Source organism: Paenibacillus sp. FSL H7-0326 (assembly GCF_001955535.1).
Classification (GTDB): domain Bacteria; phylum Bacillota; class Bacilli; order Paenibacillales; family Paenibacillaceae; genus Paenibacillus; species Paenibacillus shunpengii.
The window spans coordinates 758,290-782,662 of sequence record NZ_MPVN01000001.1 but is presented as its reverse complement, the minus strand read 5'-3'; the positions used below and the strand labels follow the sequence as shown (position 1 = coordinate 782,662).

At 45.2% G+C, this 24,373-nt stretch carries 27 protein-coding genes; 17 read left to right on the top strand and 10 right to left on the bottom strand.

Annotated features, from left to right (window positions below; genetic code table 11):
- Positions 1–182 precede the first annotated feature (182 nt).
- Genes BK126_RS03655 through BK126_RS03645 form a run of 3 tightly spaced genes read left to right on the top strand, consistent with a single transcriptional unit; the run spans position 183 to position 2,611 of the window.
- Complete coding sequence (locus BK126_RS03655) at positions 183–1,277, top strand: quinone-dependent dihydroorotate dehydrogenase (RefSeq protein ID WP_076311335.1); 1,095 nt, start codon at positions 183–185, stop codon at positions 1,275–1,277.
- A gap of 49 nt (positions 1,278–1,326) precedes the next feature.
- Positions 1,327–2,139, top strand: a complete 813-nt coding sequence (gene yjbM / locus BK126_RS03650; protein WP_076311334.1) for a GTP diphosphokinase — start codon at positions 1,327–1,329, stop codon at positions 2,137–2,139.
- Entirely contained in the window at positions 2,132–2,611 is a 480-nt protein-coding gene (locus BK126_RS03645; RefSeq protein ID WP_076311333.1) for a DUF309 domain-containing protein, read from the top strand. The genes yjbM and BK126_RS03645 overlap by 8 nt, the downstream gene beginning before the upstream one ends.
- A 90-nt stretch (positions 2,612–2,701) precedes the next feature.
- On the opposite strand, the gene BK126_RS03640 is transcribed toward BK126_RS03645, so the two are convergent.
- Together BK126_RS03640 and BK126_RS03635 are read right to left on the bottom strand one after the other, a co-directional pair.
- Entirely contained in the window at positions 2,702–3,193 is a 492-nt protein-coding gene (locus BK126_RS03640) for a PCYCGC motif-containing (lipo)protein (RefSeq protein ID WP_076311332.1), read from the bottom strand.
- Complete coding sequence (locus BK126_RS03635) at positions 3,190–3,765, bottom strand: thioredoxin family protein (RefSeq protein ID WP_083655700.1); 576 nt, start codon at positions 3,763–3,765, stop codon at positions 3,190–3,192. The genes BK126_RS03640 and BK126_RS03635 overlap by 4 nt, the downstream gene beginning before the upstream one ends.
- 160 nt (positions 3,766–3,925) lie before the next feature.
- Between BK126_RS03635 and BK126_RS03630 the strand changes: the two genes are divergently transcribed.
- The 4 genes from BK126_RS03630 to BK126_RS03615 all read left to right on the top strand — a co-directional run bounded on the left by BK126_RS03630 (position 3,926) and on the right by BK126_RS03615 (position 8,276).
- Positions 3,926–5,506, top strand: a complete 1,581-nt coding sequence (locus BK126_RS03630) for an RsmB/NOP family class I SAM-dependent RNA methyltransferase (protein WP_076311331.1) — start codon at positions 3,926–3,928, stop codon at positions 5,504–5,506.
- The gene (locus BK126_RS03625) at positions 5,503–6,261 is read left to right on the top strand and encodes a pseudouridine synthase (protein ID WP_371264512.1); all 759 of its coding nucleotides are present in this window, start codon (positions 5,503–5,505) and stop codon (positions 6,259–6,261) included. Before BK126_RS03630 ends, BK126_RS03625 begins: the two co-directional genes overlap by 4 nt.
- 44 nt (positions 6,262–6,305) lie before the next feature.
- Entirely contained in the window at positions 6,306–7,109 is an 804-nt protein-coding gene (locus BK126_RS03620) for a Cof-type HAD-IIB family hydrolase (RefSeq protein ID WP_076311330.1), read from the top strand.
- 96 nt (positions 7,110–7,205) lie between these two features.
- The gene (locus tag BK126_RS03615; protein WP_076311329.1) at positions 7,206–8,276 is read left to right on the top strand and encodes a hypothetical protein; all 1,071 of its coding nucleotides are present in this window, start codon (positions 7,206–7,208) and stop codon (positions 8,274–8,276) included.
- Between the two features lie 163 nt (positions 8,277–8,439).
- On the opposite strand, the gene BK126_RS03610 is transcribed toward BK126_RS03615, so the two are convergent.
- Entirely contained in the window at positions 8,440–9,816 is a 1,377-nt protein-coding gene (locus BK126_RS03610) for an RsmB/NOP family class I SAM-dependent RNA methyltransferase (RefSeq protein ID WP_076311328.1), read from the bottom strand.
- 104 nt (positions 9,817–9,920) lie between these two features.
- Here BK126_RS03610 and BK126_RS03605 point away from each other — a divergent pair, with 104 nt between their 5' ends.
- The gene (locus tag BK126_RS03605; RefSeq protein ID WP_076311327.1) at positions 9,921–11,051 is read left to right on the top strand and encodes a glycosyltransferase family 4 protein; all 1,131 of its coding nucleotides are present in this window, start codon (positions 9,921–9,923) and stop codon (positions 11,049–11,051) included.
- Between the two features lie 11 nt (positions 11,052–11,062).
- On the opposite strand, the gene BK126_RS03600 is transcribed toward BK126_RS03605, so the two are convergent.
- Positions 11,063–12,118, bottom strand: coding sequence for a YkvI family membrane protein (locus BK126_RS03600; RefSeq protein WP_076311326.1), 1,056 nt, complete (start codon positions 12,116–12,118; stop codon positions 11,063–11,065).
- 185 nt (positions 12,119–12,303) lie between these two features.
- On the opposite strand from BK126_RS03600, the gene BK126_RS03595 reads away from it, so the two are divergent.
- The 4 genes from BK126_RS03595 (at position 12,304) to BK126_RS03580 (ending at position 14,078) form a co-directional block, all read left to right on the top strand.
- The gene (locus BK126_RS03595; protein ID WP_076311325.1) at positions 12,304–12,873 is read left to right on the top strand and encodes a xanthine phosphoribosyltransferase; all 570 of its coding nucleotides are present in this window, start codon (positions 12,304–12,306) and stop codon (positions 12,871–12,873) included.
- A gap of 112 nt (positions 12,874–12,985) precedes the next feature.
- Positions 12,986–13,312 (top strand): hypothetical protein, encoded by a 327-nt coding sequence (locus BK126_RS03590; protein ID WP_047909830.1) that lies wholly within the window; start codon positions 12,986–12,988, stop codon positions 13,310–13,312.
- Positions 13,313–13,414: 102 nt separating this feature from the next.
- Complete coding sequence (locus BK126_RS03585) at positions 13,415–13,633, top strand: hypothetical protein (RefSeq protein ID WP_076311324.1); 219 nt, start codon at positions 13,415–13,417, stop codon at positions 13,631–13,633.
- Between the two features lie 70 nt (positions 13,634–13,703).
- Complete coding sequence (locus tag BK126_RS03580; RefSeq protein ID WP_371264511.1) at positions 13,704–14,078, top strand: carboxymuconolactone decarboxylase family protein; 375 nt, start codon at positions 13,704–13,706, stop codon at positions 14,076–14,078.
- A gap of 70 nt (positions 14,079–14,148) precedes the next feature.
- On the opposite strand, the gene BK126_RS03575 is transcribed toward BK126_RS03580, so the two are convergent.
- A complete protein-coding gene (locus BK126_RS03575) occupies positions 14,149–14,520 on the bottom strand; it encodes a YhjD family protein (RefSeq protein ID WP_076311323.1) in 372 nt (123 codons plus the stop codon).
- 247 nt (positions 14,521–14,767) lie between these two features.
- Here BK126_RS03575 and BK126_RS03570 point away from each other — a divergent pair, with 247 nt between their 5' ends.
- Positions 14,768–15,556 (top strand): divergent polysaccharide deacetylase family protein, encoded by a 789-nt coding sequence (locus BK126_RS03570; RefSeq protein ID WP_256702694.1) that lies wholly within the window; start codon positions 14,768–14,770, stop codon positions 15,554–15,556.
- Here BK126_RS03570 and BK126_RS03565 read toward each other — a convergent pair.
- Positions 15,531–16,238, bottom strand: a complete 708-nt coding sequence (locus BK126_RS03565; protein ID WP_076311321.1) for an N-acetylmuramoyl-L-alanine amidase family protein — start codon at positions 16,236–16,238, stop codon at positions 15,531–15,533. The genes BK126_RS03570 and BK126_RS03565 overlap by 26 nt on opposite strands.
- Before the next feature lie 159 nt (positions 16,239–16,397).
- Between BK126_RS03565 and BK126_RS03560 the strand changes: the two genes are divergently transcribed.
- Positions 16,398–16,610, top strand: coding sequence for a YqzE family protein (locus BK126_RS03560; RefSeq protein ID WP_076311320.1), 213 nt, complete (start codon positions 16,398–16,400; stop codon positions 16,608–16,610).
- A gap of 85 nt (positions 16,611–16,695) precedes the next feature.
- On the opposite strand, the gene BK126_RS03555 is transcribed toward BK126_RS03560, so the two are convergent.
- The 3 genes from BK126_RS03555 to BK126_RS03545 form a co-directional block, all read right to left on the bottom strand.
- On the bottom strand, positions 16,696–17,610 hold the full coding sequence (locus tag BK126_RS03555; RefSeq protein ID WP_143757664.1) for a hypothetical protein: 915 nt from the start codon (positions 17,608–17,610) through the stop codon (positions 16,696–16,698).
- Positions 17,611–17,872: 262 nt separating this feature from the next.
- Positions 17,873–18,835 (bottom strand): YqhG family protein, encoded by a 963-nt coding sequence (locus tag BK126_RS03550; RefSeq protein ID WP_076311318.1) that lies wholly within the window; start codon positions 18,833–18,835, stop codon positions 17,873–17,875.
- Positions 18,832–20,604, bottom strand: a complete 1,773-nt coding sequence (locus BK126_RS03545; RefSeq protein ID WP_076311317.1) for a DEAD/DEAH box helicase — start codon at positions 20,602–20,604, stop codon at positions 18,832–18,834. The genes BK126_RS03550 and BK126_RS03545 overlap by 4 nt, the downstream gene beginning before the upstream one ends.
- Before the next feature lie 260 nt (positions 20,605–20,864).
- On the opposite strand from BK126_RS03545, the gene BK126_RS03540 reads away from it, so the two are divergent.
- Both BK126_RS03540 and murB read left to right on the top strand, forming a co-directional pair.
- Positions 20,865–21,314 carry a hypothetical protein gene (locus BK126_RS03540; protein WP_076312522.1) on the top strand — a complete coding sequence of 150 codons (450 nt, stop codon included), beginning with the start codon at positions 20,865–20,867 and terminating at the stop codon, positions 21,312–21,314.
- A 109-nt stretch (positions 21,315–21,423) separates the two neighbouring features.
- Complete coding sequence (murB, locus tag BK126_RS03535) at positions 21,424–22,455, top strand: UDP-N-acetylmuramate dehydrogenase (RefSeq protein WP_256702693.1); 1,032 nt, start codon at positions 21,424–21,426, stop codon at positions 22,453–22,455.
- Positions 22,456–22,549: 94 nt separating this feature from the next.
- On the opposite strand, the gene BK126_RS03530 is transcribed toward murB, so the two are convergent.
- The gene (locus tag BK126_RS03530) at positions 22,550–23,644 is read right to left on the bottom strand and encodes an FAD-dependent monooxygenase (protein ID WP_076311315.1); all 1,095 of its coding nucleotides are present in this window, start codon (positions 23,642–23,644) and stop codon (positions 22,550–22,552) included.
- 211 nt (positions 23,645–23,855) lie between these two features.
- Here BK126_RS03530 and BK126_RS03525 point away from each other — a divergent pair, with 211 nt between their 5' ends.
- Positions 23,856–24,314, top strand: coding sequence for a MarR family winged helix-turn-helix transcriptional regulator (locus BK126_RS03525; protein WP_076311314.1), 459 nt, complete (start codon positions 23,856–23,858; stop codon positions 24,312–24,314).
- Positions 24,315–24,373 lie beyond the last annotated feature (59 nt).

Sequence of the window (24,373 nt, the reverse complement as noted above, 5' to 3'; positions counted from 1 at the left end):
ATTCCCTTGGGTCCTTCTCCCTTTTCTTTTAGAACGAAAACAGCTAAACTGAAATTTAGAAGGAATACTGCACGTAAACGAACAGGACTTAACATGCATTCATTTCATTGATACATTTAGTGAATGTTTCCTTTTTCGAGAGCGCAGTTTATCCATAAGAATATGTAAACGGAGTGGGTCATTTGCTGTATCGTAATATTGGTAAACCTCTATTCTTCAAAATGGATCCGGAAAAAGCACACCATCTTGTAATAGGTGGAATGAATCAAGCAGGCTCATTTCCCGGAGGCACCAGCCTTCTCAAGATCATGTACGGTGTTAAGGAAACACCGGATCTTGCGACCGATTTGTTCGGATTACACTTCCCTTCACCGGTAGGGCTTGCAGCTGGACTCGACAAAAATGGGGAAGCGGTGCCTGGGTTTTCTTCCATCGGATTTGGATTCATGGAAGTGGGAACGGTAACACCAAAGGCGCAGCCGGGGAACGAACAGCCAAGGCTGTTTAGACTCCCGCCGGATGAAGCACTTGTGAACCGTATGGGCTTCAACAATCATGGAGCGGAAGCGATGGCGGGAATCTTATCTAAGCTTAAAGATGTTTCCATTCCGGTTGCCATCAACATTGGTAAAAATAAAGCTACCTCTAATGAGGATGCTCCAGGAGACTATCGCAAATGCATCCAGATTTTGTATCCGTACGCAGACTTTTTTGTCGTAAACATCAGTTCTCCGAATACGCCGGATTTAAGAAGCCTGCAGCATGGAAGTGAGCTGACGGAGTTATTATCCGCGGTAATGGACGAAATGGAGCAGCAGTCGCGTGCCTATGGGCGTTCCAAATCGGTGCTGGTCAAGATTGCGCCAGATGTGACAGAAGCTGAACTAGAATATATGGTTGATACGATTTCAAACAGTGGTGTTTCGGGCATCATAGCTACCAATACGACCATTAGCCGTGACGGCTTAACTCATGCGAATGCCAAGGAAACGGGTGGACTCAGCGGCAAGCCCTTGCGTGAGCGGTCTACTGAGATAATTAGCCGCGTCTATCGTCAGACGGGGGGAAGCCTGCCCATCATTGGGTCCGGAGGAATCTTCACGAGTGAGGATGCTTATGAGAAGATCAAGGCGGGAGCCAGTCTGGTTGAAATTTATACGGCATTAATTTATGAAGGTCCCGAAATTAATCAAAAGCTTCATTCCGGATTACGTGAACTGCTGCAGAGAGACGGATATCGTCATATATCGGAAGCCGTCGGCGCTCTGCACAGATAAAGATGCGGGGATATAAGAAGGTTTGAAGCAAAAGACAGGAGGCATACTTATGGACGGTAGAGATTGGGGGACATTTTTGCTTCCTTACGAACAGGCCGTAGAAGAACTTAAAGTTAAATTTAAGACGATGCGGGCAGAGCTCAAAAAACGTGAAGAATATGCCCCTATAGAATTTGTGACGGGAAGAGTCAAGAAAATATCGAGCATACTCGATAAAGCCAAACGTCTCGATGTACCTATGAACCAGATCGAAACCGGCATTGAGGATATTGCAGGCATTCGGATTATGTGCCAATTCGTTGAAGATATCCGAAGAGTTGCCGAGTATATCCGGGAACGCAAAGATCTGAAGGTGTTGTATGAGAAGGATTATATCACCAATTTCAAAGAGAGCGGCTATCGCAGCTTCCATATGATTGTGGAGTATCCAGTGCAGACAGCGCTAGGTCAGAAGCATGTATTGGCCGAGATTCAGATTCGGACACTGGCGATGAATTTTTGGGCGACGATTGAGCACTCCTTAAATTACAAATTTAGGGACTCCTTGCCCGAGGATGTAAGAGGCAGATTGAAGAAAACAGCGGAAGCCGCCTTTATTCTGGATAATGAGATGTCAGCCATCCGGCTTGAAATTCTTGATGCACAGAAAACATTCGAAGATGAGTCCAACATCATTACCAAAACGCTTGCCATCATACACCAGCTTTATTTCTATCACCTTATTGATGAAGCTATTGACGCTCAGGCCAAATTCAACGAATATTGGCAGCAGCATGATATGGAAGCCATCAAGCAATTGTCTGATGAAGTGAAGGAGCTGCTGAACAAGGCTAGAAAAGGCAGCGACAACGGCGATGTCTAAATACGAGGCCCTCTATTTAGATTATCTGGTGTATTTTAATCGGGACCAGGATTATTTCGAATGTCATGAAGTGCTCGAGGAGCTGTGGCTTGAACAGAACAAGGAGCCCGTCTATAAAGGCTTGCTGCAAGTCGCCGTCGGCATGTATCATTTCCGTAATCAGAATATACGCGGCGCCTACATGATGCTTGAGAGCGCGGTGGAGATTCTGGAGAAGTATCCGGCGCAGACCCTGGGTATTGAGCTGGAGCTGCTGGTCGACACAAGCCGCAGTCTTGCGGAGAAGCTTCGGAACTATGACAGCCATCCGATCTCTTATCAGGATTTCACGATTGTGATCTGTGACGATGAGCTGGAAGAAGCTGTTCGTGCAAGGTCCCAGACAATTAAGCCTAACATTCCTCAAAGGCGGAGCCCAACACGGGGAAGAATATATGAAGAACGAATGAAGGCTTTAGGTCAGAACTTATAATGTTAATCTAAAATCATAATGCTTATCTACAAAAGTAAATCCCCCGGTGAATGGACATTTTGTCCAGCCAATCACCGGGGGATTATTTACTTATATGACAGGATGCACTTCACTAGATGTAGGAGCCCCATCCGGGGCATACTTATCATCAATGAACTTCTGGATTTCTTCGATGGACTTGCCTTCTGCCTTCAGACGAGCGGCATCCTTAACCTCTTCCAGGCAGATGCCGCATTGTGCACCATGATCAGTCCATGTTACTTCGGTCGATGTTGTCGATGATATGAAGCACCGATAGAGCGAGTCATGGGCTGCTTCATAGTCCATACAGCCACAGTAGCAGTTTAGCATTTTGAGCTCTTCCTGCACTTCGGATACAAGCGCATAGGTTGCTTGAGTATTATCCGTGTATTTGGCAAGGAAGGCTGGCATTTCAGATATAGAAGCACTTGCCTCATATTGTTCATTATCTTTACCGTGCATACTGTGATCGTGGGAAGCTCCCTTCTCACCGCAGGCAGCAAGCACCAAACTGCCTATCATCAGACCTGTAAACAGAATTCCATAAGTTTTTGGCTTCATTCCGCAGCAGTCCCTTTATATTTGGTAAAGAACTCTTCAATTTGTTCAGCAGTATATCCTGCGCTTGCGCCTTCGGCCTGCATTCCGCCTTCCAGGCGATCCTTCTCTACGCCATTTTCAAAATAGACGAGTGTTGGTGTAAACTCGATATTGTAATCTCTCCAGCCGTCCTCAAATTCTTTAAGATTAAATTGAGGAAGATCGACGCCTGCTTCATCAGCAATTGGCATCAGCTGCGGTGTGGTTGCCCGGCAGTGAGGGCAGTCAGAAGCGAAAAAGTAAGTAAAGAAGCTTTCTTTGTTCGAAATTTTAGTATCAAGCTCCTCAGGTAATATGATATTCTGATAATTTGGATCCTCTAAAATTTCACGTGTTGCTGGAGCAAGATCTGATTCTGGAAGACCATACACTTCATTAATGTTATTTTTATTCAGCTCATTCATGGTAATCAGTGCACCAATCAGGATGACAAATACGGCTATAAAGGCGATAATGGCCTTGCTTGGCTTTTTGTTAGCCTTGGTATTCGATTTTGCTTTGGAATTTGTGATGCTTTTCGATTTTGAACTCATATCCATCCCCCGTCATAATTAATACTAAGGACAAGCCTTAGATGCCATTCATTATACAACATTACACAGTGTAGTGAAACAGGGGAAGCAAGTTATATTTGTGAACTACATCGATGAATCATAAAAATGATGAACTATGTCAGAACAGGATGATGAAAAAATGGCGATACGCCTGCCTATACAATTTGCTGAACGAATGAAGAAGATGCTTGGCGATGAGTATGAACAATTTGTGAAGTCCTATGAGAGTGCACCTCGTGCAGGCATCCGTGTTAATACGTTAAAAATAGATCCTGCTTCATTTGCCGAGATCTCTCCGTTTCCATTGAAACCCATCCCATGGTGTGAGACAGGATATTATATTCCTGCAGGCAGCAAGCCGGGTCTCACTCCGTACTACCATGCAGGTCTGTATTACGTTCAAGAACCTAGTGCAATGGCACCCGTGGAGCTGCTGGAAGCCAAGCCGGGTGATCATGTGCTTGATCTATGTGCTGCCCCTGGCGGAAAATCGACTCAGATTGCCGCACATCTAAAAGGAAGCGGGGTACTGGTGACAAATGATATCAGTACAGACCGGACCAAGGCGCTTGCCAAAAATATAGAGATGTATGGTGTTCGAAATGCAGTGGTTCTAAATGAAAGCCCCGAGCGCATAGCCGATGCGTTCCCGCATTATTTTGATAAAATACTGATAGATGCACCTTGCTCCGGGGAAGGAATGTTTCGTAAGGATGAGGACATGGTGCGGCAATGGGAGCACCACTCCATAGAGCGGTGTGTACTGATGCAGCGCGATATATTAGATACCGCTGCGAGGCTGCTTGCTCCTGGGGGAAGAATCGTCTACTCAACCTGTACATTTGCACCAGAGGAGAACGAGGCAATGATTGGAGAGTTTCTACGGAAGAACCCATCGTTCCGAGTTGTTCCTATCCGTAATGTGAGTGGAATATCTGGTGGACATCCTGAGTGGATAGAGCAGGCTGCAGCTGAAGAGCAATTTGAGGGACTTCAGATCGAGCCTGTATCGCAGGATGAACATCCTGATCTGTATGCACAGCTTCAAGGCACGGGCAGATTATGGCCGCATTTAGTGGAAGGAGAAGGTCATTTCGTCGCCGTGCTTCAGCATGACGGTACTCCTCTTGATAAACCGGCTGATCAGCCATTATATGTGCACAGTACAGTGGAGAAGGAAGCCGCTCACGGCAGAAACATTAAGAGTAAAAAACAGAAGCACAACGAGAAGCACGGGGGAGCAAAGCACAGAAATCGGTCTGATCAAATGCCGATGGATGCGGAGTTGGTCTTTCGGTCATTTGTCGCTGAGCAGCTGAGTGTGGATCTGCCGGGACAAACAGTATTGTATGGAGAGAAGGTATACCAGACGCCCACCCAGCCGGAACGGCTGGCAGGGCTTCGGGTCATTCGCGCAGGCTGGTTTATGGGATCGGTTAAAAATGGGCGATTTACGCCCTCCCAGGCACTGGCATCTGCTCTGAACGCAGAGGAAGTGAAGCGGAGTGTACAGCTTATTGCAGAGAGCGGCGAGGCAGTCAAATATTTAAAGGGTGACACACTGGAATTGGATGAGGATCGACTGGTTAAGTCAGGCACTGCTTCCCCTAAAGGATACACTCTCGTGACCGTTAACGGGCATTCCGTTGGCTGGGCGAAATGGCAGGATGGCAGACTCAAAAATGAATATCCGGCAGGATGGAGGTGGACCTCGGTATGAGTGAGAACACGATGAAAAAAACAGTCAAAAAGCTGCGGATTGATAAAATACTGAGCCACATGGGGTACGGGACCCGATCTGAAATTAAGAAAGCTGTTAAGAATGGCTATGTTACGGTGAATGGTCAAACGATTAAAGACAGCGGTATGCAGGTCGATCCAGACTTTGATGTTGTGGAAATTGATGGGGAAGTCGTGAAATATAGAGAGTTTATCTATTTGATGCTGCATAAGCCTCCTGGAGTCATCTCGGCTACAGAAGATTTAAGAGAAGAAACAGTTATTGATTTATTGGATGAAGAATACGTCATTTTTCAGCCCTTCCCTGTTGGAAGGCTGGACAAGGATACGGAAGGTCTTCTGCTGCTCACGAATGACGGACAGCTTGCACATAATTTGCTATCTCCAAGGAAGCATGTTCCGAAGACGTATGAGGCAAAGGTCCTCGGAAGCATTGGAGATAAGGAAATTACAGCCTTTCAGCGTGGAGTTACGCTTGATGATGGTTATGTCACGAAGCCGGCAGAACTGATGGTTACCTCGGAAGAACAGACAGATACGGGAATGATCTCATATATTCAGGTGACGATTCATGAGGGCAAGTTCCATCAAGTCAAGCGGATGTTCGAAGCCGTTGGCTCTAAAGTGCTCTATTTAAAACGGATTTCGATGGGAAGTCTTATGCTCGACCCGGAGCTTCCGATGGGATCCTATCGTGAGTTGACAGAAGAAGAACTAAACAGTCTTATCAATTGATTTTTGATGTATTTTATAAAATAGAGAATAAGGATGGATAGGTTATGACATATCGATTAATCGCACTTGATGTGGACGGAACGCTGTTAAATGACCATCATGAATTGTCAGAGGCAAATAAGAAAAGTATACAGCAGGCTGCCAAGAACGGCGCAGAATTTGTTCTATGTACGGGCAGAGGTCCTGTGAATACGATTCCTATTATGGAGGGTATGGGACTTGGTGGATACGTCATTACTCACAATGGTGCAGCAACGGTGGATATCAAGTCTCGTGAAGTGGTCGATCAGTTTCCGATACAGGCTGAAGAGCTGATGCCATATATAGATTACTGCCGTGATCATGGCATTCATTTTGATGTGAATACCGCGTTCGGGCTGTATGTTGACCGTGCAGACGAAATGACGCTTGAGGTTCGCAGCATGTATGAGGCTGTATTCCTTACACCACTGGATCTTCCTGTATGGGCTGATCTAAGAGAGCCTGTCGTGAAATTCTCGGCCTTTGGAAGCTTAGAAGCCATGGATGCACTGGAGAAAGAGTGGAGAACGTGGAACAGTCCATTCTATATGGTTCGCAGCGGGGATTTTTTCCTCGATCTGATGCATAAGGATGCTTCCAAAGGAGCGGCTCTGCAGCGATTGGCTGAGAAAAGAGGATATCGCCCAGAGGAAGTGCTCGCAATGGGGAATTATTATAATGATATTACAATGCTCACCTATGCGGGTAAAGGGATTGCAATGGATAATTCACCTGTCGAAGTGAAGGCGGCAGCCGATGAGATTACTTTGTCTAACAATGACAGCGGGGTTCATCATGCGTTAGTTAAGCATGTGGTCAATGTGTAAGTAATATTCTTCCTCTCATTAGGGCATTCTAGATGCATAGCCAGCTAACACATGGTTACAGTTATAATTTCCGGCATAATAGGAGGTAGTTAGATCGTGAGCTATCATATTCGGCTAAGACCTGATCTAAGAACATCGAATGGTGAAGTCCATGACATCATGGTAGAACATCAATATGCAGGCTCACTAATCCTTGTATTCCGGGAAGGACAAAGACTGGCAGGCAGTGTCCAGCTGGATGCAGAAAGTATTCCCGGAGATGCTAAGGATGAGATTATTGCCTACGTGCAAGAATATGTGCTTCAATTCCGTGATGCAGTAGCCGCTGAGCACTTTGATATTATGTTATCGTGGGGCAGGGTTGAGTGCGTTCTAGGTGATGAAGAGGTATACGAAGAGTATACGCTTGATGATGTTATGGATGAGAGCTCTGAAGAAGGCTTGATTGAGCATGGGGCTTTTCATACGGAGGAGCCATCAGTTTTTCGGTATGAGGCTGAGACTGGTGAAATGCAGATTGAACTGATAAGTAGTGGCCGGAACGTGTCCTCATATGAGCTGCAAACAGGAAATGGCTATAGGATTGCTGAAGCTGTGCTTAAGCAGTATGGGACAGATATCAAGGGAATGGTGGAGTGGCTCATTGACCCTGACGAAGAGGACCTTGAAACTGCGGAAGAGCTGCTAGTATCCGAGGTTAACGATGAAGAAATTGATACAATAACGATAGATATGCAATTTGAAGGTCAGCGCGTTGCGCTGTTAGAGCTGGAGCATCGGGATTTCGTTGAGCTGGATGATGAGGAGACTGAAGAGGGACCAGATTGGGATGAAGACGGCATGGAGCTGAATATGACGGTTCACGAATCTGTTAATGAGAACTGCTACGCCACTCTGATTCGTCATGACCGCGATATCCTGACATATGAGCTGTTTTTTAAGGAAAATGGAGGATATCCGGCAGCAACAGCGACGGTCGATATTAGTGATGATGAAATCTCAGGATACATCGACTTTAACATCCATCCGAGTGAAGAACAGCGTGAACAGCTGTTCCTGCTCATGGCTCGGGAGCTTGACAAAGAAACGGATGTTAATAAGCTTCACCTGACGATGCTCTACCGTAATGCGGTAATTGATGAGATTGAGCTTGCTGAGTTAGATTAGAAATTGATTCGAAGCCAAGCCCAGCATCATCTATGGATATAGTCAGTTATAGAGCAAACAGCATTCGATCGGGCCTTCCCCTGTAGGGGGGCAAAGTCCCGTTCGAGTGCTGTTTGTGTTTTGAATAGAGAGATATCTTGTCTCTGAGCTGTGTAACAGCTGCTTATAAGTTTATACGCAGACCCTTAGGTCGTTTATTCTTAAGCTGACCGCTGCTTGCTTTTGCCCAGCCGACAGGGTAACCCTTCGTCGTCACCATTACCCAGCCTTGAAGGTGGGCATCAAGAGTAAGGGTCTCACCGCGAAGATAAGCCAACAGCTCCGTGGAGTCAGGCGGAAGATCATAGGACAGCAGTGCCTGTTCAGGAGCAGCTGACATCGCCAGCGCGTGTGCTGGCTCGAACCTTCCCTTCTTCCAATCTCCGAGATGAAGGCCAGGGCGGGGAGTTTTTAATCCCTTCAGTTGTTCCTCTGAGATGCTCAGCTCACTCGTTTCGGGCAAATAGTATAGTGCTTCCCCATAGAGGAGAGGCCTTCCTGGCTGAAGTGAGAAACCAGGGAGATTCGTGCCCGCCCATTCTTGATATCCGGCCCAGGCTTCAGTAACTCCGGCTGCGGCGTTCTTTTTTCCTCTTTTACGAAGCTTGGCTGCAGGCAGCTGTTCATGGGCTCGTTCGTTTCCTTCACTGGCAGCCTTTTTCTTGAGCAGAGCAACAAAATGTCCCTCTCCTTCACTCCGATGCGGCCAGATTCGTTCGGTCCGGACCCACTCCATATCCTTATATTCGTTTATGAAACGTTCTACGGTATCCTCATTTTCCTGTCGGTTAAAAGTGCAGGTGGAATAGGCGAGATGTCCTCCGGGCTTCAGCATCTTATAGGCCTCCTGCAGAATGTCCCACTGGCGGGCAGCACACATGTGAACAGAGGATAGAGACCATTCGTTAATGGCTTCAAGATCTTTACGAAACATGCCTTCACCAGAGCAGGGCGCATCAAGCATAATCCGATCAAATGCTTCGGGAAACCGGGCGGACAGCTCGTCAGGAGCGGCATTCACGACCACCGTCCGGGTCAGGCCAATTCTTTCTACGTTTTCCGCAAGGATTCGTGCCCGGCCGTTATGAATTTCGTTAGAGACGAGCAGGCCCGTATCCTTCATTTTGACAGCCATATGCGTCGTCTTGCCGCCAGGTGCTGCTGCCAGGTCTAAGACCGTTTCGTATGGCTGAGGATCGAGCAGCTCAATCGCGGACATTGCTGAAGGCTCCTGAATATAATATAACCCGGCAGTGTGATAAGGGTGCTTGCCAGGTCTTTCTTGACTATTGTAATAGTATCCTGTGCTGCACCAAGGAACCTTGCTAAGCTGGAACTGCTGGGCAATGAGCTGTATATCTTCTTCCTTGAGCTTCAGGGTATTGAGCCGTAGAGCTTGGGTGCGCGGCTTGTTGTAGCTATCAAGAAATGCAGTAGTCTCCTGCCCGAGCATGGATTTCATCTGTTCGATAAAGTCCTGGGGCAGTGTTTCCTTACTCATGTTTTTTCAAATCTCCTTCGTATCTTCTTTACTGGAACATATGAGCTAATATATCATGATTACAGACTTGCTTTCAAAAGAAACCACGAAAGGGGCACTATAGGATGCGATTGCTCCAAGCTTTATTTTTCCCTCCTGAGCAGCCAGGGGGAGTATCATCTATGATTCCTTACCTGCAGGAACGCTTCAACAGCCCGAGATGGGAGATGGAGCTGTTCTCCCTTCCGAAACGAATCCGCAACAAGGGCAGCGAAGAGATCCGCTTTGACACTTTTGACTGGACGCAGTACGGCGAGAGTCCGATCGTTCAGAAATATATCCAAACCTTCCGCGATTATTTATGGTGGATCAAGCTTCGCATACATAAGCCCTATGATTTGATCCATGCACATCATCCGATCGCAGGACTGGCGATGAAGAAGGCTTTTCCAGCAACGCCGCTGATTCAAACCATTCACTCCAGCTATGAGCGGGAACTGATCCTGAATGGCAAAATAGAAGAGAATGGGTTAGAGCATCGCTTCTTAACCTCTCTCTATGGTGAGCTGGAACATGCGGCCGATTGCATGTTAACCGTATCCGAATCGTTCCGCACATATATGTCGCCCTATGTTAAATCTCCTGAAAAAATTGGGATCGTGCCGAATGGCTTTGATGAGAAAAGATTCAAGCCGATTCCTCATGAGAATGAGGTGCCCCAGCTGGTAACAGTGTGCCGTCTCGTTCCGGCAAAAGGGATTGATGTGCTGTTTGAAGCTTGCTGCGAACTGAAAAAACGGGGTCATGATTATGTACTTCATATCATTGGAGATGGTCCGATCCGTTCCGAACTGGAGGAATTGGCCCAGCAGCTCGGTATTTACAATGAAACGATATTTTATGGCTACACCCTTCATCCTGAAGAGTTCGTCCCCTTCTTTGACATCTTCGTCCTCCCATCAAGAGCTGAAGCGTTTGGTTCCGTATTTGCCGAGGCAGCACTGAGCTCACTGGCGTTAGTTGGGACTGATGTTGGGGGTATAAGCGAACAAATTGAGGATGGTGTTAACGGGCTGCTCGTTCCCAAAGACAATGCTGTAGCACTAGCAGATGCATTGGAGAAGGTCATCCAGGATCCTCTATACCGCTATGAGCTTGCCCGATCAGCGAGCGAAAAGGCGAAAACTGAATATTCTCTAAGAAGGTCTGTTCATATGCTGAAGAAGCTGTATTTGAAGTTTGAGCCTGCGAATTGACACCAGCTGTGTTAGTTATTGTCCTTATTCTTGAAGGACCCGAGCGGGCTCTTGATCAAATGAGCTACCCATACGACGGCCAGCGTTCCATAGATCGGGTATAAGATCGACAGAAGTGAACTGAAGCCGAATTGGCTGAGCAAGAAGCAGGACAGCATAATAAATAAAGTGATGAGCTTAGGCGATACTTTGAGATGCTCCCGTACCTGTAAGGTTATCCCGTAAATATCGGCAACAAAAGTACTGAAGATTTCCATGAAAATCAGAAAAATATACATGAGCTGTATGGCTGCGCCGAGAGCGAATGCAATGCTTCCCATGGGAACTTCAAATTGCTTGATGCCAGGCATATACGCCGACATGGCAAAATGGGCTGTCATGAGCATGAACCCAATTCCGATTCCCCCGAGTATTCCGCCATATTTAATGACGCGTCTGTCGGTGATCTGACTGCCGAGCGGTACAAGAATGGCCTGTGCCATAGCTAGATTGAATGAGCTGTACAAAATGGGTGACAGCCAAGTTGCGAACATGCTGCGATCGGGTTCCAGCCTCACAAAATTGGCTGCGCCCGGATGACCCGTGGTGTGGAAAAGGATGAATAAAGATAGTGTCATCATAAGCGGGACGACGATGCTGTTCATCTGCAGGATGGCATGAATACCTCGTCCAAGCAGAAGATAGGTGCCGACAAGCGTAATTAACAGTCCAGTTTGATAAGACAGATGCAAATGCTCCATAAACACCGAGCCTGCTCCTGCAAGAATGACACTATTGACGCCGATCAGCACGAACAAGGTGAAGAAGCTGATCCATTTTCCTGCATTTTTGCCAAACAAGTGGCTGTTTAGATCTTCGTATGATTTAGCTCCGGTATCATGTGCCACCAGCATCATTTTGGTACCCAGCCAAACGAAGAGCAGACAGGACAGTAATATTGTAAGAGTTGCCCATTTTCCATATTCGGTAAAAAACTGCAATATTTCTTGTCCGGTGGCAAATCCTGCACCAACAATAGTTCCAACATAGGTGAATGCGACTTGCAGCACCTTGGTACTCTGTCTCATGCTTCTCCTCCTTGTTATCTACAAATGCCAGAGCAGCACCTTCATGGGTGTAAATACGCCCTCTTACAAGGTATGCACTTGTCCACTTGGACATGACCCGACTCTGAAATGAAGATAAACTTCTTGAAAGAAGCTGGTGAGGTGTGATACTTTTACGTCATAGGATAGGCTGGGAGGTCATATGCATGGAAATATTAAAACAAAAAATTGTAGAGCAGGGTGTTGTCGTATCGGATCAGGTGCTGAAGCTGGATGCTATACTTAATCATCAGATTGACCCTGAATTGACGATGGAGATGGGACGAGAGTTCGCTCGGCGTTTTGAAGCGGAGGGCATTACTCGAATTGTCACTGTTGAATCTTCGGGAATTCCGGTGGCCTTCGCAACAGCGGTTCATATGGGAGTACCGCTTGTGTTTGCACGAAGAAAGAAGACGCTGCTGGCCGATCCTGACGCCTATTGTGAACGGGTGCCGTCTTTTACGAAGGGTATTGTGACCGATATTATGGTATCGCGGGAATTTATAGATCCGAAGGATCGAATATTATTTATAGATGATATTATTGCAAACGGGGATGCGGCCAAAGGGATCATCAAAATCGTTGAGCGTTCCGGTGCATCGCTTGCCGGATTTGGTGTTGTTGTCGAGAAATGCTTCCAGTCCGGAGCGAGTGCGATCCGTGAACAAGGGATTCGGGTTGAATCACTTGTGAAGATCGAATCACTCAAAGACGGATTCGTAAAGTTTGCTTAAGTTCATAGATGGGTAATTTTTATTAGAATGGCCTAATTTTTGCTCATTATCTTTGCACGGGGCAGGATAATGGCTTATAATGAAATAAGAGTAGGGAGAGGAGGCAACAACAATGGGGAAAGAAGCAAACGAACAGTTTTTCCTTGACAAGTTAGTCAAATCCAAAGTTCATTTTGAACGGGCCCTTGATTGTAAGCACACGGAGTTTGATGACCTTTATCCCTATATGCTTGAACATCCTCAGTTCTTCTGGTATAAACGTTACGTCGCATGGTCGGAGCTTCTAACAGTAGTGAACCTGTGTGAAGAATTATCCTTCTCATGGAGAGAGCAGTTTACACCTCATCAGGTAGAGTATGTTGAGCAACGGGTAATGTCGGCGAAGGTGCTTGATTTCTGGTTTGAGAAAAATGACAGTAAAGAGCACGCTTCACGTTAAGCAATATAAGGTTTTATCACGTAAATAACAACGTAAGACCTAAATGCGCGCATTTAGGTCTTTTTTTGTACAAATAATAGGGATGTATTGGAGGGGATACTCATGATAAGTGATGAGGAATTAAACCATTTGCGTGAATCAGGTGAGCGAATTCGTGTGGTGAGGGATGATCTGGAGAGTAATGATGTCATCGGCATTATTGTTGCCTGGAGCAGCGACCAGATTCTTGTTCGCCGGCGTAACCGCAGAGTCGTTAAGCTGGATCGAAATTATAGCATTCAGCTCTATTCAGAGCCCAGACAAAAACCGACCGAGCTGTAAGCTGCAGATCAGTCCAAAAATTACCTCGTCAAAGATCGGCATAGATATAGTCCGAGTGGAGAAAGTACCAATGATACGTCTATATAATTCTTTTGACGAAGGATGTGCTGATGTGACATTAATCAATAATAAGGTTCATGCGTATAAGGATCAAATCGGGCACTTGTCAGAGACGCTGCCGGATGTCCTGAAGTCCTATCATGATTTTACGGGAGAATGCTTTAAGGAAGGCGAGCTCGATTTGAAGACAAAACAGCTCGTTGCGCTCGGAATCGGCTTGTTCGCCAATAATGAAGTGTGCACCCTATATCATGTGCAAGAAGCGCTCTCCAAAGGGGCCAGCAAGCAAGAAATTATGGAGACGGTTGCCGTAGCTGCTGCGATCGGCGGTGGACATGCTTTATCTCAAGGCGTTATGCGTGTCCAAGCTGCATTGAACAACTAACAAATACCACCGAATCGATGCTCAACTCAAGGTTTTCTTGAGTCGCAGGCATAGATTGCGGTGGTTTTTATTATAAAATGAGGGGTATGCCTCCTAGATATATTTGCATCCGTTTATACAGCTCATCTTTATATATGGTCCATGGAATATGGATGTGAACGTGATGTCCCCGTATAGAAGCCAATGCCTGAATTTCACCATCGTATAAATTGACTCTGTTCAAATGTATATCCATTCGTCTAAATTCTTCCTCTACTTCTTCAAGCAATACAGCTACACGAGCGATGCCCGCCCGGATAATCTCCATATACAGCTCAGGGGTCTTCAGACCCGCATGGCTACTCATCACCTGAAGATCGCGGTTAAAAATTTTGATGACCATCAAGAGCTGAAGATAGCTCTTAATCAGTGTATGTTCTTCCGGTAGCATTTCCGATGTCATCAGGGTCCCTCCTTGTTTGCAAAAGCGAACTTATGTTCTTATTCTATGCTAATGAGCTTGGTTTTATCAACTTCATGCCTGCATTATTTATAAAAAATCTCACATAATTCGTCTTGTTTATTCAAATAATGTATATATCTTCAATAATTTAGCGCGAAGGACTGTTATAGCGATGACAATACGCAAGCAAAGAAGAAGAAGATTGAAAAAGAAAGTACTCTCTTCCTTTAAATGGGGAAGTTTGCGAATGATCGTGATAATGCTCACTGTAAGCATGGGATGTATCAATGTGGACGGATTTGCTGCACATGCTGAGCCTCTGAAGAAGGTAGCGATTATTATTGATGATTTGGGAAACGGGATGAAGGGGACACAAGAAATCATGAATTTACCGGCGAAGGTAAATGTCGCAATTATGCCGTTTCTGCCTACGACGAAAAAAGATGCTGAGCTTGCGCACCAAAAAGGGATTGATGTGCTCGTTCATATGCCGATGGAGCCGCATAGAGGCAGGAGGGAATGGCTCGGACCAGGAGCGATTACTTCAGATCTGTCAGATGAAGAGGTACGGAAAAGAGTAGAGGCTGCGATTGATAATGTGCCTCATGCCATTGGAATGAACAATCATATGGGCTCGAAAATTACGACAGATCGGCGTATTATGTCCATCGTGCTTGATGTATGTAAGGAAAGAGGTCTGTTCTTCGTCGACAGCAAAACAGATCATAAGTCCGTTGTGGCCGAATTGGCTGTACAGAAGGGGCTCCCGCCTGTAGAGAATCATATCTTCCTGGATGATCATCACTCGATTTCTCATATTACTGGACAGATGAGGCTCGCAGAACAAAAGCTGGAGACTCAGGACACCTGTGTAATGATCGGTCACGTAGGAACGCAGGGTCATTTGACAGCAGGTGTGATCCGAGACTCCATTAATCGCTGGTCTGGTCAGATTGAAACCATGAGTATCAGTGAGATGGTCAAGCAGGTCTGGCAATGGACTCCAGAATCTACATTACCGACAAGTAATAAATAATGCCTGAGCTAATCGCTTGGGCAATCTTCTTTTGACCTGCTTTGCTGCTTAGGACAGAGCGGTCTTCAGGATTGCTGATGAATCCGGCTTCCACAATAACAGAGGGTTTATTCACATGATTAAGCAGGTAAAAGGGCTTGCCCCATTCAACTTGCCGATTGGTATCATACATCTCGTTCAGTGATTGCTGGATAGAATCTGCTAGCATATAGCTTCTTGCTTCCTGCTGATGCAGCACAATGGGTCCATGGGTGCGAGATTTCTTGCTCCAATTGACATGGATGCTCACAATCGAATCGGAAGGCACATGATCACTGAGGCCCTTGCGCTGTGCCAGATCTCTCATATGGCGTGAATGACTCCGCAGCCAATGATTATCATCGCTCAGCGCATAATCATCGTCCCGATTAAGCACAACAGGATAGCCTTTACTTTTAAGAATCATGAATATTTTTTGTGAAATGGCAAGGTTAATATCCTTCTCCAGCAGATCCTCAGCAGAGGTTCCTCCATCAATGCCGCCGTGACCGGCGTCGATGATAATAACAGGATGGCGAAACAAGTGATTTGATATTTCTGGCTCCTTGCTATGTGTCGGTTCCGCAGCCGCTAATGATGATTCCTGGAGCAGCAAAATACATAAGATCGCAAGCAGAATGGACGATTTGCTAAATGTAATCACGCGGCTTTCCCCCCTTCCTGGCATATGAATAGACTGTGCAGATTTATGGGTTTCATTCAGGTATGAATGATTTGCATATGTTTAATCCGGGTTATTCCCGTACACACTAATATAGAGAAGCTTCGAATACACAATCATGTGGAAGGATGGAACAGGTCAATGGCCAAGGGAGATGAGCTTGTAAGATATATTACTGAGCAGGTTGTCGTATATATAGGAACACCAAAGGAAGAGCGGAAATACAAAAGGAACAAAGTGAAGGAACCGTGGCATATGAAATGGTTTGGCATGATGCCCATGGGCGTATCAATGTGGGTGAAGGATATCAAAAAACCAGTTAAGCGGAAAAAGATGGACATGGACTCGAAATGATAAAAAACAGCGCTTAGATTGAACTGCACCTCCATTGATAAATGGTCAAATGGAGTTTACAGTTCAGATTTCGGCGCTGTTTTTTTCATTCTTCATTATGTTGTGCAGGTACATAAAACGAGCCACATCCGAGCAGCTTATCTATTGGAATATAACGTATTTGTGCTGAGGAAGTTCCCGTTCGAGCGAAGATTAGAGCTTCATCTGATTGCTTGATATTCCAGGAGTGATACCCTGTAATTGCCAGTGGTCCACTATACCACATATTTTGCTTGTGCGCAGAAAATACAAGCCGCTCATGGCGATCGAGCTGTTTCATTAGCCCTGCAGCATTGTGTATCATTAATGGATCCGAGACCAGCCACAGCAAATTAGAAGATGGGTTGAAGGGAATTGAGGCAAGCTCCAATTTGCCAGGCTGATCTTCAGGCTGAATGCCTTCGAGGCTCTTGCTGATCGTAATTGGGGAGGATGCATAGGAGACAAAGTCTGGAAGCTGATCTCCATTCGATGCATCGATATGAATGGAATGCCCATCATGGTCTGTTACTTGCCAATAGGCGAGTGTACCATTGTATTTCATGAACCGTGAATCATGCATGTCTGTTGAAGATGTCATATCTTTGGGATAGAGCAGAGAGCTGAACAATGGAGTGCTGCCTGTACCATATTCGGTAACAGCATAACCACTGGATCCGGTGGCTGTTATAATAAGATAACCTACCGGCTCAGCCGATTGAAGAATATGTACGATATAACCGTGTGTTCCTGGACCCAAGGGCATGATGAGCAGTTCCGCATTGGCAAATGAGCTGAACTCTAGTTCCAACGAGAGCTTGGACAATGTGTCCTGTGCCAGTTGTTCGACTGCAGCTGGAATGTTCATATACTGCTGAGCTGTGAGCTGGGCTGAAGCATAGAGAGGTGGAACATTCGTCATAGAGCATGAGATGATAAAGCTGGATACTACCAGAGTCATACGTTGTAATATACGTTTCATCAACGTTATAATACCCTCATTTCTTCGGATACTGTTTTAGAAGCGGGTTAGAAGAATAAATAACAGCACCCGTTTTTCATAACCTAATTGTAATAATAAGGAAATAAAAAGGATGCTGTATGGTGTTATAAAATTACGCGGACAAGCACTTTTTTTGACGAAACAACCTATTTATTCAATTAATCCAGCACTTGAATCAATTTCATAAATCATAAAAGAGGTGAATTTTGATTGAAGCAGCCAAAGGTATTATGAAATTGATTCACTTTAGATGAAAAATACCGCAGCTGATCGTATTCACATGAATCTTAGGTTCATATTGCCATATCATTTCACTGCGTCTGGTGTTGTACTGATCCTGTACAGCCTGTTTCTTCTCTTCTTCCTGCTCCTCTTTCAGCAGATCCTCATAATACATATCAACAACAGCCAGCTCTTCCTCAAGTCTTTGCTTCGCGGCATCTGCCCAGCTGTAATCGACAAGTTTTAATCTCGCATAGATGTGCTGCTCCAGCATTTCTCCTGCTGCTGCCAGCGGAATTCTGGATGCTTGTGCGTGCATATTCTCGGGAAGACGAGGACTGAGCTCCTTCTTACTAAGCACTTGACCAAAATTCTCGACAATTCTTCCCGTCATCAGGGATACACCAAGAAAATGAAGCTCTTCCTTACGCATATCACAGGAAAACTCAATCTTAAAGCAAACCCCAAGCCAAGGCTCATAGGATTTGGGGGTGGAGGCACTAATTTGGCGCTTGGAGGATTGCTCAAACAGGTTAACGTAAGCACCGCCTTCACGGGATGCCGTAAAAATCTGCTTTAGTCTCGAGCTTCCATAGGCGATGTTCTCGCGCAGCACTCTTCCTGGACCAATCTGAGGGAGGGCAGGGACGTGGCCAAAATAACGACCCAAGATGCTGTCTTTCCCTTCATTTGATACTTTTCCAGATGCTTTGGCAGTCTCAGCCTCAGCCTTCTTTTTGGCTGATTCCTCTGCCTGAAGGTGAGCTTCCGCATCAAATATAAATGTAAACGACATGGTTTCTGCAGGGGCACCGGTTCGGTCAACAAATCCCCAATAATAGGGACGGTTCGTCAGTGCTTTGTCTGCTTCAACGGACAGTTTCACGGTAACATGAGCAGGGGACTTTTCTAAGATTTGGCACTCCATCGCCTCCAGATAAGTTACAACATAGGAGTGAACCTCTTCTTTGGACATGGTCACTTCAGTAACCCCCCTTTGCCTACTGCTTTTTTGACGGGAGCAGTATCCTCCATATGTTCAACTTCCTGTTTAATCGAATTTAAGTTTTGTGAGAGCGACTGCATTTTATGATGAATCTCTTCATCACTGCTGGATTCCAGCATGATCTTGGTCAGGCTCTTCTCAAAGGATTCCTGCTTCTCAAATCGTTCGAGGATGACATCCAGACCGCCAATGACCATTTCGAACATGTTGATTTTTTCGTGAAGGAGATTTAGAATATGCTCCTCAATGGTTCCTAACGTTGCTAGATTATAAATTTTGACATCATTCTGCTGTCCTAAGCGGTGTACCCGGCCGATTCTCTGCTCTACACGCATAGGGTTCCATGGCAAATCGAAGTTGATCATGTTGTGACAGAACTGGAGATTGATGCCTTCACCGCCAGCCTCTGTCGCAATCATAACCTGCACCCGTCCGCGGAACAGATCCATCATCCAGTCTTTTTTGCCGCGATTCATTCCGCCCCGGTAAGGTACAGCCGTCAGTCCGCGTTCACGGAAGTAATTGAGCAGATATTCCTGCGTAGCCCGGTACTCGGTAAAAACAATGACTTTCTCATTCATTTCTTTAATGAGCTCCATTGTTTTTTCCGCTTTTGTGTTAGACTTGATCGCTTTGATATTGGCTACCAAATCCCATATTCGATCTCTCCAGGGAGAGTCCGGCGGCAATTTTTTAGATAAATTGACAAGGGTGACGAATACAGCATCACGACTGCTGCAAACCTCTCTTTGAAGGGTGACCATAGAGAACATACTGCTCAAATTCCCACCCGCGGAATGGAACTGGTCCTTCACGAAAGACGTTACACCTTCATATAGTGCTTGCTCCTCAGGTGATAGTGTTAGATTAATATTCGTTACCTTACGCTTCGTAAACTGAACAGGACCTTCACCACGGCGGTTTCGAATCATGACTTTGGCGAGCTCGTCCTTCAATTGATCCTCGTTCTTGGCCAGCCGTTTATCCACTACAAAATTGGCTGCGAAGTCACCTTGTCTTCCGAGCTGACCCGGCTTCAGCAGTGTAATCAAATTGAACAGCTCACTAAGGTCATTTTGTACCGGTGTTGCGGTTAGGAGCAGACAGTATTTTTTACGCAACTTGAGCATGAACTGATAGTTGGACGTTTTTTTGTTTTTCAGCTTATGCGCTTCATCAATAATGATCATGTCATAATCATTGCTTAACAGAATCTCTTGATGTGGATCTCGCTTGGCCGTATCAATCGACGCAACGACAACATCGTTTTGCCACGAATACGCTTTCTTTTGGGCAACGGCAGGTATTCCGAATTTGGAATTTAATTCTCTGACCCACTGCAGTACGAGTGACGCTGGAACCAAGATTAGAACTTTGGAGACGAGTCCCCGAATCATATATTCTTTTAAGATCAGACCTGCTTCGATCGTTTTTCCGAGTCCAACTTCATCTGCCAAAATCGCTCTCCCTGACATTTCAAAGAGTACTTTGCGCGCAGTATCAATTTGATGGGGAAGAGGGGTCAGATCGTGCAAATGCTTCAGGCATTGGATATCATCGAAGCTGGGGACCAGCGATACCTCTTCGGCTTTTACAGCAAGCTCAAATAGACGGTAATCTCCCCAAGGTCCTCCTTTGTTAAGGCGTGTATTGAGTTCTGAAAGCCAATTCTGATTAAAGTGAACAGGAATCGGCAGCGAATGTGCTGCTTGTTGAGATGGACTTGCAGTTTGTTTTCTATTCATTTTAACGAAGCTAGCCTCCCCCGTTATATGTTTAGCTGATTTGCACTTTTCATAGTATGTACGAAAGAGAGGATATTCATAACAGAGATCAAGGTAACGCTAGAAATCATGCTGTGGCTTCGTACTGTGACGGGCCTTTTTTGTGATAGCTTGTTTGAAACAAAGTGGAATTTTCATTGCATATTTTCATTATGTCATCTTATAATGTTATGAAATGGTTTTCCCATCCTACGAAAATGGTAAAAGGGGCTATGCTTAACTTGGAAAAAGCAGCTATAAATCAGATCGTTTCAGAACTATTGTTACGCTCGGGCAGCAGTGCTGCCGTTACTATAGAGACATACTTCCCCGGTGGACGCCTGATCGGTGGAAAATATAGCTTGAATGCTCATTGCATCACAATGTACACCGAAGTGATTAAACAGCAGTGCCAGCAATTGTTTGGCTCGAGTGAACGAGTATATGATTATTTCAAGGTCGTGCTGGCTCATGAACTAGGTCATGCCGCAGATGTTTATTTGGCTTCGCTGAGCAGAGAATTAGATCTTGCTGACGATGTACAAAGCAGGCAAATTGCGCTTCGAATTGAAGAGAATGCTTGGGAGAACGGACTGAAATGGATTGAGGATATTGAACCTGGATTTATCAACATCATATTAGAGCAATCACTGGCCGCGTATCGTCAAGATGTTCAATATGAAAGTGCTTAAACTTGACTTCGGGCAGGCGCGTATACATAATGGCTTCATACTATATAATTGTATATAATGATTAGCCATCATGAAGGATTTGTTCGTGCAGCAAGTAGGAGGGAAACACGTGAACACACACAAACAGGAATCATTAATTCAACATCATGTGAATTTATCATCTTATTCAACTTATGAGATTGGTGGCAAGGCAAAGTACTTGGCTGCCCCTGAAACCATTGAAGAGTTAAAGACGGTTCTGGAATATGCAAGACAAGAGAAGCTGACTCCATTCTTATTCGGAATGGGCTCCAACATTTTATTTCCGGACGAACCGAAGGATCAAATGTTATTTATCAGCCTGAAAGAGCTGAGAGAAATGAAGATTGACGATAAAGGCTGGTTTGTATCTGCAGGCATACCGATGTCGCATCTTGCCTTGATTGGATTATCTTCAGGCACTTCAGATTATGATTTCTGTTTCTTGCTGCCGGGTACACTGGGCGCGGGAATTTATATGAATGCCAAATATTACAACCGGCAAATTTGTGATATTCTGGATACCGCTTTATACATTGATATGAACGATCCGGAGTTCAAGGTACAATCCATACATGTGGATACCTGTGATTACAGCTATAAGAATTCGATCTTTATGAAAAATAACTGGATCATCGTCGGCGGCTACTTAAAACATCCTGATTATGAGGCACTTGCCAAAGGAATGAAGGAAATATCCAGACTTGAGAAGATCGTTGAATATAAAAATCCGTCACAGCTGCCCAATTTCTTCAAGTATTATACAACGCTTGCGAAGACATGGGCGGAGGAGAATAACGGAGTAGTGCCAGAATCGTTTGATAATGTCGTAAAGGACCGGGGAAGCAAATTTCACTTTGACTATCCTTCTTGCGGCTCGGTATTCAAGAATAACTACGACTTTGGGGAGCCAATGGGCAAGGTTGTAGATCGCTTGAACATGAGAGGGACAGTTTACGGCGGAGCATCCATATCCGCTTGGCATGGAAATATGATTGTAAACCAAGGTAAGGCGAAGGCAAAGGACATCATCTACTTGGTTGAGCAGGTTAAACATTCCGTTAACGAAGCCTTTGGGTTTGTGCCAGAGGAAGAGCTTATAATTGTGGACAGCAAATCATAAGTGAATGTGCAGCTTGCATGGATACTCAATTTGTTTGAGACCATGCAAGTTTTTTTATTATGCCTACATCGATTTCAAGTATTCTCATAGGGCCTCACATAAACGACTTGATCTTTGCAGGGAATTCGACTTCCATCTGAACCTGTAATTCAAGCTGTCTGATAACTTTACTCAAGCGCTTGGCCTCCAAGTCCTTTAATATCTCTAAAGAGGAGTATTGCGATGAGGCCAGCTCTTGCAGCAGCACAGACAATTGATAGGCATCTTCAAGCGCTGCATTCACTCCGAAAGCGCCCGTTGGAGTCATTGTGTGTGCAGCATCACCAATTAGCACAATGTTATGCTTGGTCCAGGTTTCACTTAAACTGCTGAACACCGGGAGTAACACGAAGTCGCTCCAGGAATGTATATTCGCCGATACACTCTGTGCAAGCGCAGGGAAAGCAGCAGTAAGTCGACCGATGTAAGGGGCAAAGCTTCCTTTACGTATCTCAGGATAGCTCCCTTGAGCGATATTCCAGCCGATCTGTACGTAACCGTCTGTTTGCGAGAACAAAGCGAGCTGCTGTTCATCGATGAGTGCCATTCGTGTAGCTGGAATCCAGTCTGAGGGCTCAGGGATTCGTGCCCATAATACATCAAATGGTCTTAGCTTGATTCCCGGCTCAATCCCTGCCTTGTTCCGGACATGGGAAGCTCTGCCGTCTGCGCCTACGATAATTCGGCAATGGATTGAAGTCATTTGCCCTTGAATTTGTGCAGTAATCCCGATAATTTGATCGTCAGAATCTACAATATAATCCTTGAAGGCCGCACCAGTGTACATCTTCAAATGTGGAAAGGCTCCTGCCTTATGAAGAATGGCTTGTAACAAATGGTCTTGCGGCACATGGATTCCTTTGTGTACTTCGTCATCGGTTGCTGCGATTTGATGAATGATATTACCACTGTGCCAATATTCAACGGTTTGAAGGGGAAGAAGTCCCAAGGACTCAATTTCTTGATAAACATTCGCCTCTTTAAGTAGGGACTCACCGTCTGTATTAATCAGTTCGCCGCGAAACCGCTTATGGATGGTGGATTGCCTTTCTAACAGGATGACGGATATTCCTTGTTTCACCAGCAAATAAGCAAGAAAGCTTCCAGCCGGTCCAGCACCGACGATGCAGACCTCTGTGTACATATTCATAAACTTTCACCTGATATCAATATATTATAGTTACTGACTTATTAATAGTAACTTATGTTATACTACTATAAATTAAAATGGTCTAGTCGGCAATCCTTTTAAGGATATACTCAAAAAAGGATATTGTTCTACTGGGGATTAATTTCTATTTCTACTCAGATAGGATATGATAGGCATAGAACTATTGGGGAAAAGGAAGTGAGTAGTCATCATGTCACTTGAAGAAGAACTTCAAGCACAAGAATTGGAAGCCTTTGATCATTTTCTGACGACATTTGTGCGTTATAAGAATAAAGTGTATGCCCAGCATCAAAAAGACCTGAATCACAAGCTTAATGCAACGAAAATACAAATCATTTATATGCTGTCTCGTGAGCGGTTAATGGCAGTTGACATTGCCAAGAGACTTCAGCTGTCGTCAGGAGCGACAACCATCGTGCTTAATCAGTTGGAGACGGATGGTTATATCATGCGGGAACGGAGTGCTGAGGACAGAAGAATCGTTTGGTTATCTTTAACGGAAGAGGGAGCATCAACAGCGGATACGCTGCGTGCCAATCGCAGACATTTCAATGAGGAGCTGCTTGGCTTGTTAACACAGGAGGAACGCAGTCAATTCCTGGATATTGTGAAGAAGATTGATCTCCGAATGATGGATGTCTTGAAATAACAAAGCGGCTGAACTCTTGAGGCGTCATAAGCCTCAAGGGTTCTTTGTCATTACTGGTA